Origin of the sequence: Actinomadura sp. 21ATH (assembly GCF_041951345.1) — a bacterium.
In the GTDB taxonomy this organism is placed as follows: domain Bacteria; phylum Actinomycetota; class Actinomycetes; order Streptosporangiales; family Streptosporangiaceae; genus Spirillospora.
Window position 1 is genome coordinate 67,941 of sequence record NZ_JBGNUR010000013.1, and the last position, 13,922, is coordinate 81,862.

Genomic DNA, 13,922 nt, shown 5'->3' on the forward strand with positions numbered 1-13,922 from the left:
GGAGACAGGGCCCCTCACCTCATGTCGGGCTGGCGGGATTTGAACCCACGGCCCCCGGCACCCAAAGCCGGTGCGCTACCAAGCTGCGCCACAGCCCGTTCCGTCACGGCGACGCGTGAAGTCTAGACCCGATCAGCGGGGAACGCCTCGCCCATTTCCCGCGAGAGCGCGACCACCCTCGAAACCCTGTACCCTACGGAAGGCGATCGGCGCCCCCTCCGGGGCCGCGCCGCATCCGCACGCGGGCGTAGCTCAATGGTAGAGCCCCAGTCTTCCAAACTGGCTACGCGGGTTCGATTCCCGTCGCCCGCTCCCCTGAAGAAGGCCCAGGCCAGAGGCACGTTCCTCAGACCTGGGCCCTCCTGCTTTCAAGATCCTTTCCGCTTCCGTGCCCGCTGCGTGCCCGATCCCTTCTTCGTGCCCTTCTTGGGCTTCCCGCCGTCCCGAGCGATCTGAACGCCTCCCCCAGCGCCGCCGCGATCACCTGGTCACGGTTCTGGCTCGCGTGCTGGTAGATCAGCGCCGCTCGCGTAGAGGCGTGCCCCATCCGAGCCATCAGCTCCCGGAGGCTCGCGCCGGTCGTGGCCGCCAGCGTGTTGCCGACATGCCGGAGGTCATGGGAGTGCAGATCAGGCAGGCCGACCTCTTTCCTGACCTTGTTCCACGTGCGCCGGAAGCCCGACCGCCGCAGAGGCCCGCCCTTGGGGCCGACGAACACCCGCCCGTCCGGCCCCTTCTCAGCGAACTCGTCCAGATGCGCACGCAGGTCCGAGATGATCTCTGGCGGGATCGGCACCACCCGCCGTCCAGCGCGTGACTTGGGGGTGTCCTCCACCAGCTTGCCGCCGTCCAGCTCAGCCACCGAGGCGACAACCCGTACAAAGCCCGCGTCCAAGTCGACGTTCTTGCGCCGCAGCGCCGCCAGCTCCCCCCCAACGCAGGGCTCGCGAACGTACCGAGCAGCACCAGAGCCCTGTACCGCTCAGGCACGGCCGCGAGGATCTCAACCACCTTGGTCAGCGGGATCATCTCCCGCTCCGGGGTGCCGGCCCCTTGATCCGGCACGGGTTCCGCCGGATCAACTCGTCATCCACGGCCGTGCTCAGGACGGACTTGAGGAGCTGGTAAGCCTTCGCCACCGTCGACTGCCCGACCTTCCCGAGCCGCTCCTTGCGCCAACGTCGCACGTCGGCCTCCCGGATGTCGACAAGGTCGAAGTTGCCGAAAGTCGGGATCAGGTGGTTGCGGAGCAGCCCGCGGTAGAGCCCCTCCGTACGAGGCTTGAGCACGCGATCATCGATCCACTGTTTGGCGTAGACCTCGAACGGCACCTTGCCCGCGTCCGGGTCGAGCCACTCGTTCCGGCTGATCTCCGCTTCCTTGAGGACCAGCCACCGCTCGGCATCCGTCTTCGTGGCGAACGTGTTGGGCGCCGGACGGTCAATGCCATCAGGCCCCTGGTAGTGAGCCTGGTAGCGGCCCGAGGGAAGCTTGCGGACCCGTCCGAACCGACGCTTCTTGCCCATCAGGCAGCCCTCCCGATGCCCCGCGACGTGATCGGCTCAACAAGACCGGCCTCAATGAACTCTCTCGAAGTGCGGATTCGGGGATGCGGTTGAACCGGCCGACGCGCACGAAGAGGATGCGCCGCTCCTCCACCAGGCGACGGGGGAATCGCGGACTGGTGTTGAGGATCTGGGCCGCCTGGTCGTAGGTCAGGAGCCGGTCATTGGGGTCCAGGTCCGGAGTGGTCCGGCGCCTGTCGGTCAAGCTGCCTCCCGAGTTGCCGAAAGATCTGGGTCGTTCTGTGCGGTGGCCTGGTCGAGCTGGCGGCGCCGTTGCACCCGTTCGTTGATCAGGAGCATCAGCCGGTGCTCGATCGGCTTGACGTCCGGGTCGCCGGGTCCGGCGCGTTCCCAGACGTGTTGCGCATCGGAGTCGGCCGGGTTGGTGACCGGGATCCCGGCCTCAACCAGGCGAGCCAGCGCCCACGCCGCCCCGGACGCCGGCGAGCTGGACGTCGGCGAGCTGGACGTGGACGAGCTGTTCGACGCCATCGAGGACCTGGCCGCGCTCGACCGGCCGCTGCCGATGCCGCTCGGCCGCCTGCTGAGCAATCTGGTCACCGCCTGGGATCGCGCCTCCGGGACCGGGCCGCTGGACGAGCTGACCGCCGCGGCCGCCGACGTCGTCCAGGAACCGCGCGAGCGCGTCCCCGATGATGTGACCGCCGCCCTGGACCGCCTCGCCGCCGCCGTGACGACGGCACGCCGTGTGACGGCGCCCGGCCCGCCCGACGCCGCGCGGGACGCGCTGCACGGGAGCCGGGGCTTGCGCAGCAACCAAACGGCCAGTCACGTTAAGGAGCCCGGCGGGCTCGTCTTGCCGTGACTGGACGTTCCAATGCGGGTGGGCTTCGAGGACAGGGATGTTGTAACGGTTTGGTAGCTATGGGTGAGCCACTGGTGGGTCGGTCCTACTTTGCGGCGTATCCGGGTGAGTGATCCCGGGCCGGCGGTGGTGTGGCGGTGCGGGTCAGTTGGCCATGCCGGCGAACTGGCCGGGCTGGTAGGAGCCTCCGGGGTTGCGCACGATCACGTTGAGCCGGTTGTTGGCGTTGATCATGGCGATCAGGGAGACGAGCGCGGCGATCTGGTCGTCGTCGTAGTGCTCGCGCACCCGGTCCCAGGTCTCGTCCGACACGGGGTGGCGGGTGTCGGCGATCCGGGTGCCTTCCTCGGTCAGCGCCAGCGCCGCGCGTTCGGCGTCGGTGAACACCGTGGTCTCGTACCAGGCGGCGACCAGGTTGAGGCGGTCTGTGGTCTCTCCGGCGGCGGTGGCGTCCTTGGTGTGGTAGTCGACGCAGAAGCCGCAGCCGTTGATCTGGCTGGCGCGCAGCATCACCAGGTTCTGGGTGGCCTGGGGCAGCGGCGAGTCGACGATCGCCAGGGCGACGTTGTAGATCCGCTTGGCGATCTTGGCGCCGAGATTGTTGTTCATCAGGTCGAAGCGGGCTTCCATGGTCTGCGTCCTTGCTCGTGGGTTGGGGGTGCCGCGCGTATTGCTCGCGCGGCCGATGGCAGGGGGCTTGTTGTTCGCGGGTACCGGTCAGCCGAGATTGCCGGGCTGGTAGTCGCCGCCGGGTTGGCGGACGATGACGCCCATCCGGTTGGTGGCGTTGATCAGGGCGATGAGGACCACCAGGTCGGCCAGCTGGTCGGCGTCGTAGTGCTCGACGGCGGCGGCCCAGGCCTCGTCGCTCACGCCGCCGGCCGCGTCGGCGATGCGGGTGCCCTGCTCGGCGAGGGCCAGGGCGGCGCGTTCGGCGTCGGTGAACACCGTGGACTCGCGCCAGGCGGCGACCAGGTTGATGCGGGTGGCGCTCTCTGCGGCGGCCGCGGCGTTCTTGCTCCACACGTCGGTGGCGTAGCCGTCGCCGTTGATCTGGCTGGTCCGCAGCAGCACCAGCTTCTGGGTCGCGGCCGGCAGGCTCGATTCGGCCAGGATCGTCTTGCTCACCGTGCCGAAGTGGCCGGCGGCCTTGGCCGCGGTGCCGTCGGGGTTCGCGAACAGGCTCAAACGGGCGGTCATGGTGTGCTCCTCGGAAGTCGTCGTCGGGCGAAGTCGGCAAGGAGATGCCGGTAGCCCGGTCGGCGTGACAGCTCCGGCGGTGTGACCTATATCACTGCTGGTGGGCGTCACGAAAAGCGCGGGGTCGGCATCTCGTGCGGGATACAGAAAGATCCAAAACGGAGGGAGCCGGCGATGACCGAGCACGGTGACCGGACTGTGGAAGCGACCAAGCCGTCCGCTCGGGGCACCGGCGCGGATGGCGCCACCGAGGCCTTCGTCGCCCACCGGAACCTGTTGTTCACCGTCGCCTACGAGATGCTCGGCTCGGCGGCCGATGCCGAGGACGTCCTGCAGGAGACCTGGATGCGGTGGGTGAACGTCGACCTGGAAATCGTGGAGGATCCCCGCGCGTATCTGGTCCGCATCACCACCCGCCAGGCGCTGATGCGGCTGCGTTCGCTGCGCCGGCGCAAGGAGTCCTACATCGGCCCCTGGCTGCCCGAGCCGCTGCTGACCGCGCCGGACGTGGCCGAGGACGTCGAGCTGGCCGAGGGCGTATCGATGGCGATGCTGCTGGTGATGGAAACGCTCACGCCGACCGAGCGCGCAGTGTTCGTGCTGCGCGAGGTGTTCGACCTGGACTACAACGAGATCGCCGAGGCCGTCGGCAAGACCCCGGTCACGGTCCGCCAGATCGCGCACCGGGCCCGGAACCACGTCGCCGCCCGCCGCCCGCGCACAGCGGTTGCGCAGGCTGAGAACCGCGCGGCCCTGCTGGCCTTCCAACGGGCCGTCGACACCGGCGACATGAAGAGCCTGCTCGACCAACTCGCCCCGGACGTCGTCTTCCTCAGCGACGGCGGCGGTGTGGTCCAGGCTGCGCTGGAGCCGGTCGTGGGCGCGGAACTGGTCGCCAACCTGTTGACGGCGGGGCTGGGCCGGCTGGCAGGCTCCGCCGCGGTGCAGCCGGCGCAGGTCAACGGCCATCCGGCCCTGATCGTGCGGATCGATGGGCAGATCGAGGGCCTGCTGGCGGTGCGGACCGAACAGAGCCTGATCACCGGCCTGTACTTCGTGCGCAACCCCGAGAAGCTGTCACGCCTCGATCAAGAAACCGCCCTGCATCGCTGAACCGCAGCCTTGCGAAATGAGGAGTTTGGTGATCGACGTGGTCGTGACCGGCGGCCGCCGACCCGTCGTCGACGACGACAAGCGCGCCGCGATCCTGGCCCGCCGCCGGCGCGGGAATCCATCCGCACCATCGCCGCCGGGGTGAAGGTCTCCGTCGGTGTCGTCCACAAGACCCTCAAGACCGCCGAGGGCAACCCCACCGACCAGCCCGGCCTCATCGACTGACCCCCCAGCCACCCGCATCGGAACGGCCAGTCACGGCAAGACGAGCCCGCCGGGCTCCTTTAGTGGGTGTTGTACCAGGCCCCGATAGTGCGCGATCAACAACCCGAGCCAGGCGACCATGCTGATGTAGGGGGCGAGGTTGTGCCACCAGTGCGGGCGCCCGCGCTGAGCGCCACGACGACGATGTCGCAGGCCAGGACTGCCGCGAGCTCGCAGAACACCGCGCGAGGAAACCGCCGCGAAGTGCGAATGCGGCCATCGCGACCGCCAGCCCGGCGGGAGAAGCGATACCGCCCGACCTCTTAAGAACTCACAGTTCTTCAACACGCACTCACGGGTCCGCGCCGAGGCGCCACGGCGGGGCGTGATAGTCACGGCCACGACACTCAGGCCGCTTTTCGGCCTGTCCACGGGTCAACCGCGCCCACTCTGGCCGGATGGCTACAGCATGGTGAGGTGAGCATCAAAGATCAGCATCTACTCTTGCGCAGCCGTGCTGTCGTTCATCGCCAGATGGACACTACGATTCATCAGTAGCTGGCGTAGCGATCGGCCCACGAGAGTGGAGGACCCGAGATTGAGCGGAACGCTTGAAGCAGAGGCTGAGCAGATCAGTTCGGAGTCGGGCGTACCGGTCGACATTCATCTCTCCGAAGGCCGCGGTTTCGACGGCGTGAGCACCGCCTTCGCGATTATTACGGTGGTCGCGGGCGGTATCGGTGGTGGCATCCTGACCGCCGTCGGCGAGGAGGTCTGGTCGCGGATCAAGCGCCTGGTGTCTAAAACGAAGGAAGCCGACTATCAATGCACCCTTGTCGTGGTGCACAAGACCGGGGACACCGAGTTCCGCTTCCGCTGCGCAGTCGATGGCCCTGAGGACGTGGAGCGCGTGGTCAGAGCGCTGCAGGACGGTGACGCGCCGCCCGCTCCTCACAACGCGGCAGGCGAACCGGTCGTGCTGCGGCTAGACGACGACGGTACGTGGAAGCCTGCAGGCTAGGCGCCAATGGCACCGATTAAGGGCGATCCTGCGCTTGTCGAGCAGTTGCGGTTCGGGGTGCGGCAAGGCGACGTCAAGGACCTCATCGGCCGCGCCGCCCGCTGCTGGGATCGGTATGGCCTGCCCGACGGATCCAAGAACCCGGGCAGGCAGCCAGGTCGGCTACCGGATGGCATGAGCGGGACACTGACCCCGTCTGAGAAGGACATCAACGACGCGCTTAATAAGCTGCTGCGTCCGGTGCTGGATCCCGCCGACCGCTGGTTGCTGAACATCCCCAGGGTGCTGGTGCCAGACCGGTCGTCGGCGCACGTCCTGATGTCCCGCAAGGGCGCCGCCCTCGCAATGCCGTGGTCGGCGTTTGGTGGTCTCTTCTTCGTCAATGCGCTGAGATCAATGCTGTCCTTTCCGGTGGAGCACCCGGCTTGCCGAAGCCGACGACAGCGGCGCAAGCTTGCCCGACGGTTACCGCTCGACCTGTGCGCAAAAGCAACTCGCTATTGGCTCACCGGAATCAAGCCGCCAGCCGAGTGCGTGCGTGCTGTCGAACGGCTCGAACACGTCATCACGCTCTGGATGAAATTGACCGAGCCTGCCGTGGGGCAGACGATCTGGGCCATCAGCGTCTTTGAGCAGGCGCTGATGACCCTGCACGAGTTCGGTCATGTCGTTGCCCTCGGCCGAGACCGCCCGACCGGAACCAAGCCAAAGGCCACTCACTGCACGCTCGCCGATGAACTGGGCGCTGACCAGTGGAGCCGTCGCTACGCGCGCCGCCTGGCCGACGGACTGTTCGCCGACCCACAGCACGCCATCATCCCGCTGCTCGCCCTGTACTCGACACTGGACATCGCAGAGATGCCTGATCCGGGCGACCCCCGCCGACAGGATCTGGCTCAACGCTGCGCACTGCTCATCGAGTACGTGACCTCACGACCAATCGATCTGGCCCTGGTCTACGACGATTTCGCTAAGACGCGCGCGCTCTACAGCCGCCCTGAAAGGCTGCTGGGCGACTTCCGGCGCTTGGACGACTTCGTCACGGTCCTGGCGATGGGCGGCATCGAAGCCGATGAGGAATTTCGAGCGTTCGTCGACGACCTCGTCGAACGTTGGACGTGACCGCTGGGGGTCGATGAACCGCCGTTGACCAAGTCCGAGCCTGGCAAGGTGTCTCGACGCGGTGCGGCGGTTGATCGTGAAGCCGATGTCGGCGAGCTCGTCGGTGATGCGCTGCGCGGACCACTCGTGTTCGCGCGGCCAGGTCTCGATCTTCTCGCCAACTCAGGCCAGGGTGGTGTGTGGAGCTGAGGAGCGGCCGTGAAGTCCGGACTCACCGTCCCTGCGCCAGCGGTTGACCCACGTGGAAGCGCAGGCCCGAGGGATGCCCATCTCGGCAGCGACATGGGCGATGGGTCGAGTGCGGCATCAAAGGATCTCCTCGACGGCAGAAGCGAGGCGTGCAGCGTCCTTCTCGTCGTGGGGACCGACGGTGAGTGGGCGCGTCTTGGCGCCGCGGTAGGCGGCTCGACCCGGGGTCGGGGTGTCGATGATGTTGATGATCGGCTGGATCGCATCTTCGGGGCGTTGGCCCAGCAAGGGCCCCAGAACGGCGGCAGCGACCTTCATGCCTGCCCCCACTTCGCCGGTGAAGCTGGAGCGAACCAGCCGGGAGGGTCCCCAGGTGACGTAGCTGAGATCCGAGTTCTGGTCGGTGGCGAGGATTCCGAGTAGTTCGTTTGCTCGACGCTGCTGAGCGTTTGATCGTTTGAAGGTGAACCTGTCGACCATCTCCAGGTCGTCGAACGCGATGGCATCCGGGCGGGCGCCCGGGACCGCGGTGTTCACGATGACCGGCCTGTCGCCGGCGCGCAGAAGGGCGGCAAGTTGCGTGACGAACAGGTACTTGCTGAGAAAGAACAGCGAAAAGGACGCCTCGTGCCCTTCGGGGGTGCGGTGTCGGCGCTGCCGGATGAACGACGCCGCGAGTACCAGCGCGTCGATACGTTCGCTGCTCTCCTTCAGATGGTTGACCACGCGACGACTGTCCTCAACGAGGGAGAGGTCGGCCGCGATGAATTCGGCCCTGGATGGCGCCGAAGGAGATTGGCTCGCCGCGGCCGCAACCAGCGCCTCGAACTTGGCGCGGCTACGTCCGATCACCACCACCCGGTCTCCTGCTATGAGGTAGTGGCGCGCCAGAGCGGCGCCCATCCCGTCAGTGCCTCCCGTGACCACGATCGCCCTCACTACACACTCCATCATTCCGGAACGCATGTTCCGAAACAGCGTAGCATCGATCCGGAACATGCGTTCCGGATCGTTATACTGGGGACATGCCGGAAGAGCGCAAGCAGCGACGCGACGCCGTGGCGAACAAGGAACGGATCCTGAACGCCGCAGAAGACGCGTTTCGACACCACGGCCTATCCGTCGACATGCGTGCGGTCGCGGCAGCTGCCGGAGTTGGCATCGGCACGCTCTATCGCCACTTCCCCACCAGGGAAGACCTCATACAGGCCATCACCGGATCGGACCTCGCCGACCTCGCCGTCGCGCACCTCCCTGATCGAGCATCAGCAATCGACGGACTTCGAGAGTTCTTCACCAGGACGCTGGCCCGACTCACCGCCAACAAGGCCATGATCGACCTACTCGCAGGCGGATCCCCCTCGGACGCGGATCTCGAGCGATGCCTTGCCCACCTGAGAACCGTCGGCCGCGAAGCCATCGAGCGATCCGCCACAGACCGCACCCTCGCCCCGGACGTAACCGCAGACGACATCGCCTACCAGTTACTCGGCCTCATCCGGATCGTTCAACTCATCTCCGAGCCGGCGCCGGGCACGATCGAGCATCAGGTTGAACTCGCGCTGCGCGGACTGGCCTCCTGACACTCGCGATCAACGTGCCCGACGCGTCATCCCTCACCGCTGGCGTCACGAACGTCCGACCCCCGCAACACCAGCCGCACGACGGCGGGCGGCGGGCGGCGGCGAGGGCTTCCGGCGCTGGAGCCCGGCCTAACGGCCGTCCGGCTCGGCGGGTTGGGCGGGCTCTGTGAAGGAGCTGCGTGCCCCGCGGTCAGCGCGCGCACGCCGCAGCGCGCCCCCGCTCGGCGAGGTCGTCAGCCGACGAAGGTGGCCGTGCGTGGTCGTTGCGGGGCGTTTGGCGGGTTCGTGGAGCATGCACGCCGTTACCGCCGCCGATGTGCACGCCGTCGATGTGCACCACCGCCACTTGGCGCCGGCCCCAGCAATCACACTTGAACAAGTTGTTCAACATGATCCGTTGACAACGAACTGTTTGGGCATCAAGGTGAGTGCATGGCTTCCACGGCGCAGACCCCTGACACCCCCTTCACCGCACCCGATCCCGGCCGGACCCGTGCCCAGCGTGAGTTCGCGGCCCTGTTCCACATCCGCGACCGGCACGCGGGCAGCACCCGGATGCGTGCCCGGCAGGTACATCCCGATGTCCCTGGCCCGCATGAGGCCGTGCGGCTCATCGCCTTCCTGCTGTCGGGCGCGGCCACGCTCAACGACGATGAACCGGAAGTGGACCACACCGACCTGGTGGCCGCGCTGACACTGCTGCCACGCGTGCGCGCCGAGTTCGACGACCTGGAGGCCGGCCTGCTCATGATGGCCCGGGGGCGCGGCATGACCTGGCAGGAGATCGCCTTCGGCCTCGGCCTGGGCACCCCGCAGGCCGCCCGCCAACGCTACGAACGGCTCGCCGAACGCGCCACCCCTGATCCCATCGCCGAACCGTAAGCGGGCCGAGGCCGCTCCGCCAAGCGATGGCCACACATCCCTCGACCACACCTCGGCTTCGCCGAAGACCTAGGCCGGGCAGGGCTCTGAGCGGCGGACGCCACAGAGCAACGCACCGCCCACCGACGCCCCTCTCCCAGTCCGTCCGCTCGCCCAGAATTGCGGCTGCCTTGCGGCGTGCCCGTCTGGCAAGGTCGGACGGGTCCTCGGCAGCCCGTCGCGATGTAAGGAGCACTGGTCCAGAAAACGATCAGTCGTCCAAATGAGTGCGGAGTGCCTCGATGAACCACCCGAAGACCGGACGCATGTCCGGGCGCCGCGGCCAGCCGTTGATCGAGCTCAGCAGTTCCCAGTAGCGCGCGGCACGGGGATCGGCCCCGGTCTCGACACGGCGCAGCACCTCGCGCCGGTACTCGGGAGTGTCCTTGGCGCCGAACGTTCGCGCGTACCGTCCGATCAGCTCGGCCACCACCGGGGCCGCCTCGGGGGAGGACGCCCCGATCCCCGGGCTGCGGCGACCCGTTCGATTACCATTTCGGTGAGTTCGTGATGAAGACCGGACTCGCCCTGGTCGGCCTGGTGCTGGGCCATCCGCCGGACCGCCGCGCGAAAGTCCTCGTCCCGTACCAGGTCCGCCAGCTCGATCCACGCTTCGACCTGCGCGGGCTCTGGGTCGTCGGGCAGCTCCGGGAGGGACGCCCGCATCATCTCGACGAGCTGCGGATTGGCGGCGACTTCGCCGAAGGTGGCGTCGATGAACTCGTGGATGATCGTGTTGCGTTCTTCCGCGGAGAGCTTCACCAGGTCGTGCATGATCCTCAACTCCTCCAGAGCCGATCCTTGCCTGGCCACCGCCCGCATCACCGCACGGCGCAGCCGCAGAGTACGGATCTGCGTGTCCAGCGCTTCGGCGTGCACGGTGGCGATCTCCGACAGCGTGGTCCGGCGGTCCAGCAGCCGCCCGATGCTCTGCAAGTCCACGTCCAGATCGCGCAGCGTGCGCACCAGTTCCACGCGGGCCAGCCCGTTCAGGTCGTACAGGCGGTGGCCGGCGGGACTACGTTCAGCCGGCGGCACCAAGCCGGCATCGGAGTAGAACCGTACGGTCTTCACCGTCAGCCCGGCGCGCCGAGCCAGCTCACCGATCGAGAACACGATGCCGTCTGCCATGGCCCCACCATGGATGCTCCCCCTACTGGAGATGCAACCCCGCACCGGACCGTGTCAGCCTGAAGGATGCCCGCCGCCGGCCCCCTGGTGCCGGTGGCCCGGCCACACGGCGAGGTCAAACCGAAAGACCGGTCAGCCGGTCGGCGGACGGCGAGCCCCTTCGGACAGCCGGTCGGCGAGACCGGGGACAAGGGCGCGGAGGTCGTCCGGGCGCTCGATGGCGAAGGGCCGGCCGAGCGAGGCGAGGAGCCCGGGCAACCAGTCGAGCCGTTCGGCCCGCATCTCGACACTGCGCCGGCCCTCGACCGCCGCGTCGGCGGGTCCGTCCAGGGTCGCGATCGACGCGGGGAACTCGGGCACACGCTCTCGTCCACGCAGCCACCGTTCTCGACGCTGAGCGACAAAGGACTGTCAAGGGTCACCTACACAGCCACGGGCCCGTCTGTCGCGCGGCCCGGGCCCGGGGGGCGATCTCCTCGAACGGCAGGCCGAACATGTCGTGCAGGACGAAATCCATCCGTTCGGGCGGGGTCAGTGACTCCAGCACCACCCGCAGCGCCAGCCAGACCGAGTCGGCGATCAGCGCCTGCTGCTCGGGGTCGGTGGCCGGTTCGCTCACGACCGGGTCCGGCAGGCGGGCCTGCAGCGGGGTCTCCGCGCGGTGCGTGCGCGAACGCAGCATGTCCAGGCAGACCCTTCCGACGACGGTGGTCAGCCAGCCGCCGAGGTCGCCGTTCTCGTCGGCCTCGGGGCGGGCGAGCCGCAGCCACGCCTCCTGGACGGCGTCGTCGGCCTCGGCCAGGGAGCCGAGCATCCGGTGGCCACCGCCTTGAGATGCGTGCGGTGCTCTTCGCAACATTCGGCCAGGAAGTCGCGCTCGTCCATGTTCGCCTTTCGTCATCGCCTGTCGGTGTGCCGGTACTCGCGAACTGACGGACCGCACACCGGCGATGTGACGCACTCGACCGGTCACATTCGCCGCGACCCGTTCGTCAGGGCACCGATCAACGATGAACGGAGCGGGAGACGATGAACGAGTCCGAGATTTGCGGAACGGTGGCCGACGGGTTCGAGGCGGTGCGCGAGGAGTTCGCCGCCGCGGTGGCCGCCGAGGACGGTGAGTGCGGCGCGCAGCTCGCGGCGTACGTGGGCGACCGCCAGGTGGTGGATCTGTGGGCCGGGGACGGGGTCACCGGCGACACCCTGACCGGGGTGTACTCCTCGACCAAGGGCGCGGCCACGCTGGTGGTGGCGCTGCTGGTGCAGGACGGTGTCCTCAACCTGGACGAGCCCGTGGCGGGGTGCTGGCCGGAGTTCGCCGCCGCCGGCAAGGGCGGAATCACGCTGCGGGAGGTGCTGGCGCACCGGTCCGGGGTGATCGGTGTCGACGGCGGGCTGACGGCGGACGAGCTCGCCGACGACCGGGTGATCGCGGAACGGCTGGCCGGGCAGCGTCCGTACTGGCGGCCGGGCACCGCCTACGGCTACGGCGGGTTCGTGTCGTTCGCGATCGTGGGCGAGGTGGTCCGCCGGGTCACCGGCCGCTCCTTGCAGGAGGTGTTCGAGGAGCGGGTGCGCGCACCCCACGGGCTGGACGTCCACCTCGGGCTGCCGGAGGCGCTGGAGGACCGGTACCGGGAGGTGCTGCCGGGCCTGGCGGCCCCGGAGGAGCTCGCTGCGTTCTGGGCGAACGTCCCGGGCCCGCACAGCATCACCGGGATCGGGTACGGCCTGAACTCCACCCCGCCGCTGGACCAGGTCGCCTTCATCAACACCCGGCGGGTGCGGGCGCTCGGTCAGGCGTCGGCGGGCGGCGTGGGCAGCGCGCGGGGACTGGCCGCCATGTACGCGGCGGCGGTGTCCGGGCTGGACGGTCACGCCCCGCTGCTCAAGCCCGACACCATCGGCGAGTTCGCCATGCTCCACTCGGTCGGCGGTGACCTGGTCGTCGGTCCGAAGGGCCAGTACGCGCTGGGCTTCCAGGCCATGGGCCTGCGCTACCCGTTCTTGAGCGCCCAGGCGTTCGGCCACGGCGGCTCGGCGGGCTCGGAGGCCTTCGCCGATCCTCGTAGCGGCATCGCCTTCGGCTACACGCGCCGCCGCTTCTCCTTCAACTGGTCCTACCCCGAACACGACCGGCTGGCCGCCGCCGTCCACCGCGCGGCCGCTCGCAATAACCCCAACTAGCCCGGATGAGGGCACTTGCCCCAAAAGCGATCCCCTGCACCGACCACAAGGAGAACCCGCCATGCAAGCACGAATGAGCAACCCCGCCTACCTGGTACCGGCCGCGGGCGAGGCGATCGGTGCCCTCATGCAGGCACTGCAGCACGACATGGACCAAGGCATCGTCCCGGCCGCCACGCTCATGCTGGCCGCCATGCGCGGCAGCCAGATCAACGGCGGCAGCGCCTGCCTGTACGCCGACGCGGCCGAGGCCCGCAAAGCCGGAGTCACCGACGACCAGATGACCGCAGTCGCGGCATGGCGCCAGTCGCCGTTCTTCACCGACGCCGAACGCGCCGCCCTGGCACTGGCCGAGGCCGCCACCCGCATGAACGACCGGTCCGGCGACGCCATCCCCGACCAGGTCTGGGACGACCTCGTCAAGCACTACGACGAGCGACAGCGCGCGACACTGATCCTCTGGATGGCCACCAGCAACCTGTTCAACACCATCAACAACATCATCAACGACCCCGCCGGCACCACCTGGAACTGAACGCCTCTGCCTTGTGCGGCTACCCCGCCGGGGTAGCCGCACAGGGCAGACCTGTTTGGTGGCGAGAGGTGATCTCAGGTCTGCCACAGCGACCATCACCCAACCGCAACAAGAGCTGAACCATCGGCGACACGCCCCGCATCGAACCGGTGACGGCGGTAACACTCACCCGAACCGGCCGGCTATCGCCGTTGGCCGTTCGGGCGCTGCTCACGGGCCTTCACAGATGGGGACTCGGAGGCTCACTCGCGCAGCTCGCCTGAACTTTCTGGGGCGGTGCTGTAAATCCGGCCGCTCGTCCGGGATTACTTCACGACAACCGATC

At 68.3% G+C, this 13,922-nt stretch carries 20 protein-coding genes, 2 tRNA genes and 1 pseudogene; 11 read left to right on the top strand and 12 right to left on the bottom strand.

The genetic code is table 11. The features are described from left to right. Positions 1 to 24 precede the first annotated feature (24 nt). Positions 25 to 98, bottom strand: a tRNA-Pro gene (locus tag ACA361_RS30205). Positions 99 to 241: 143 nt separating this feature from the next. On the opposite strand from ACA361_RS30205, the gene ACA361_RS30210 reads away from it, so the two are divergent. Further along, positions 242 to 312, top strand: a tRNA-Gly gene (locus ACA361_RS30210). A 34-nt stretch (positions 313 to 346) separates the two neighbouring features. Here ACA361_RS30210 and ACA361_RS30215 read toward each other — a convergent pair. The 3 genes from ACA361_RS30215 to ACA361_RS30225 all read right to left on the bottom strand — a co-directional run bounded on the left by ACA361_RS30215 (position 347) and on the right by ACA361_RS30225 (position 1,770). After that, positions 347 to 895 (bottom strand): tyrosine-type recombinase/integrase, encoded by a 549-nt coding sequence (locus ACA361_RS30215; RefSeq protein ID WP_375017560.1) that lies wholly within the window; start codon positions 893 to 895, stop codon positions 347 to 349. 130 nt (positions 896 to 1,025) lie between these two features. Beyond that, on the bottom strand, positions 1,026 to 1,526 hold the full coding sequence (locus tag ACA361_RS30220) for a hypothetical protein (RefSeq protein ID WP_375017562.1): 501 nt from the start codon (positions 1,524 to 1,526) through the stop codon (positions 1,026 to 1,028). Continuing rightward, on the bottom strand, positions 1,450 to 1,770 hold the full coding sequence (locus ACA361_RS30225) for an excisionase family DNA-binding protein (RefSeq protein WP_375017564.1): 321 nt from the start codon (positions 1,768 to 1,770) through the stop codon (positions 1,450 to 1,452). Before ACA361_RS30225 ends, ACA361_RS30220 begins: the two co-directional genes overlap by 77 nt. Before the next feature lie 180 nt (positions 1,771 to 1,950). Between ACA361_RS30225 and ACA361_RS30230 the strand changes: the two genes are divergently transcribed. Next, complete coding sequence (locus ACA361_RS30230; protein ID WP_375017566.1) at positions 1,951 to 2,391, top strand: hypothetical protein; 441 nt, start codon at positions 1,951 to 1,953, stop codon at positions 2,389 to 2,391. Positions 2,392 to 2,535: 144 nt separating this feature from the next. Here the strand turns inward: ACA361_RS30230 and ACA361_RS30235 are convergent, their stop codons facing one another. Beyond that, positions 2,536 to 3,021 carry a carboxymuconolactone decarboxylase family protein gene (locus tag ACA361_RS30235; protein WP_375017568.1) on the bottom strand — a complete coding sequence of 162 codons (486 nt, stop codon included), beginning with the start codon at positions 3,019 to 3,021 and terminating at the stop codon, positions 2,536 to 2,538. Between the two features lie 87 nt (positions 3,022 to 3,108). Continuing rightward, positions 3,109 to 3,591 (bottom strand): carboxymuconolactone decarboxylase family protein, encoded by a 483-nt coding sequence (locus ACA361_RS30240; RefSeq protein ID WP_375017570.1) that lies wholly within the window; start codon positions 3,589 to 3,591, stop codon positions 3,109 to 3,111. Between the two features lie 174 nt (positions 3,592 to 3,765). Between ACA361_RS30240 and ACA361_RS30245 the strand changes: the two genes are divergently transcribed. The 5 genes from ACA361_RS30245 to ACA361_RS30265 all read left to right on the top strand — a co-directional run bounded on the left by ACA361_RS30245 (position 3,766) and on the right by ACA361_RS30265 (position 7,240). Then, a complete protein-coding gene (locus ACA361_RS30245; protein ID WP_375017572.1) occupies positions 3,766 to 4,704 on the top strand; it encodes an RNA polymerase sigma-70 factor in 939 nt (312 codons plus the stop codon). Between the two features lie 16 nt (positions 4,705 to 4,720). Then, complete coding sequence (locus ACA361_RS30250) at positions 4,721 to 4,849, top strand: hypothetical protein (RefSeq protein WP_375017574.1); 129 nt, start codon at positions 4,721 to 4,723, stop codon at positions 4,847 to 4,849. A 657-nt stretch (positions 4,850 to 5,506) separates the two neighbouring features. After that, a complete protein-coding gene (locus tag ACA361_RS30255; protein ID WP_375017576.1) occupies positions 5,507 to 5,929 on the top strand; it encodes a hypothetical protein in 423 nt (140 codons plus the stop codon). Positions 5,930 to 5,935: 6 nt separating this feature from the next. Next, the gene (locus ACA361_RS30260; RefSeq protein WP_375017578.1) at positions 5,936 to 7,051 is read left to right on the top strand and encodes a hypothetical protein; all 1,116 of its coding nucleotides are present in this window, start codon (positions 5,936 to 5,938) and stop codon (positions 7,049 to 7,051) included. A gap of 24 nt (positions 7,052 to 7,075) precedes the next feature. Further along, a complete protein-coding gene (locus ACA361_RS30265) occupies positions 7,076 to 7,240 on the top strand; it encodes a hypothetical protein (RefSeq protein ID WP_375017580.1) in 165 nt (54 codons plus the stop codon). Here ACA361_RS30265 and ACA361_RS30270 read toward each other — a convergent pair. Then, positions 7,223 to 7,348: pseudogene (locus tag ACA361_RS30270) on the bottom strand (helix-turn-helix domain-containing protein); the annotation flags it as partial. The gene ACA361_RS30265 and the pseudogene ACA361_RS30270 sit on opposite strands and share 18 nt — an antisense overlap. 9 nt (positions 7,349 to 7,357) lie before the next feature. Next, positions 7,358 to 8,179: an SDR family NAD(P)-dependent oxidoreductase gene (locus ACA361_RS30275; RefSeq protein ID WP_375017582.1), complete on the bottom strand. Its 822-nt coding sequence runs from the start codon at positions 8,177 to 8,179 to the stop codon at positions 7,358 to 7,360. Between the two features lie 86 nt (positions 8,180 to 8,265). On the opposite strand from ACA361_RS30275, the gene ACA361_RS30280 reads away from it, so the two are divergent. Together ACA361_RS30280 and ACA361_RS30285 are read left to right on the top strand one after the other, a co-directional pair. Continuing rightward, positions 8,266 to 8,823 carry a TetR/AcrR family transcriptional regulator gene (locus ACA361_RS30280; protein WP_375017584.1) on the top strand — a complete coding sequence of 186 codons (558 nt, stop codon included), beginning with the start codon at positions 8,266 to 8,268 and terminating at the stop codon, positions 8,821 to 8,823. A 432-nt stretch (positions 8,824 to 9,255) separates the two neighbouring features. Then, positions 9,256 to 9,705: a DNA-binding protein gene (locus ACA361_RS30285; RefSeq protein WP_375017586.1), complete on the top strand. Its 450-nt coding sequence runs from the start codon at positions 9,256 to 9,258 to the stop codon at positions 9,703 to 9,705. Positions 9,706 to 9,955: 250 nt separating this feature from the next. On the opposite strand, the gene ACA361_RS30290 is transcribed toward ACA361_RS30285, so the two are convergent. From ACA361_RS30290 to ACA361_RS30305, 4 genes are all read right to left on the bottom strand, one after another. Continuing rightward, positions 9,956 to 10,174, bottom strand: coding sequence for a hypothetical protein (locus ACA361_RS30290; RefSeq protein WP_375017588.1), 219 nt, complete (start codon positions 10,172 to 10,174; stop codon positions 9,956 to 9,958). Next, positions 10,162 to 10,875 carry a MerR family transcriptional regulator gene (locus ACA361_RS30295; RefSeq protein ID WP_375017590.1) on the bottom strand — a complete coding sequence of 238 codons (714 nt, stop codon included), beginning with the start codon at positions 10,873 to 10,875 and terminating at the stop codon, positions 10,162 to 10,164. Before ACA361_RS30295 ends, ACA361_RS30290 begins: the two co-directional genes overlap by 13 nt. A gap of 132 nt (positions 10,876 to 11,007) precedes the next feature. Then, positions 11,008 to 11,235: a hypothetical protein gene (locus ACA361_RS30300; protein ID WP_375017592.1), complete on the bottom strand. Its 228-nt coding sequence runs from the start codon at positions 11,233 to 11,235 to the stop codon at positions 11,008 to 11,010. A gap of 58 nt (positions 11,236 to 11,293) precedes the next feature. Then, positions 11,294 to 11,689, bottom strand: a complete 396-nt coding sequence (locus ACA361_RS30305) for a sigma factor (protein WP_375017594.1) — start codon at positions 11,687 to 11,689, stop codon at positions 11,294 to 11,296. A 215-nt stretch (positions 11,690 to 11,904) separates the two neighbouring features. Between ACA361_RS30305 and ACA361_RS30310 the strand changes: the two genes are divergently transcribed. Continuing rightward, a complete protein-coding gene (locus ACA361_RS30310) occupies positions 11,905 to 13,062 on the top strand; it encodes a serine hydrolase domain-containing protein (protein WP_375017596.1) in 1,158 nt (385 codons plus the stop codon). A gap of 61 nt (positions 13,063 to 13,123) precedes the next feature. Beyond that, the gene (locus ACA361_RS30315) at positions 13,124 to 13,597 is read left to right on the top strand and encodes a carboxymuconolactone decarboxylase family protein (RefSeq protein WP_375017598.1); all 474 of its coding nucleotides are present in this window, start codon (positions 13,124 to 13,126) and stop codon (positions 13,595 to 13,597) included. The last annotated feature ends 325 nt before the right edge of the window (positions 13,598 to 13,922 follow it).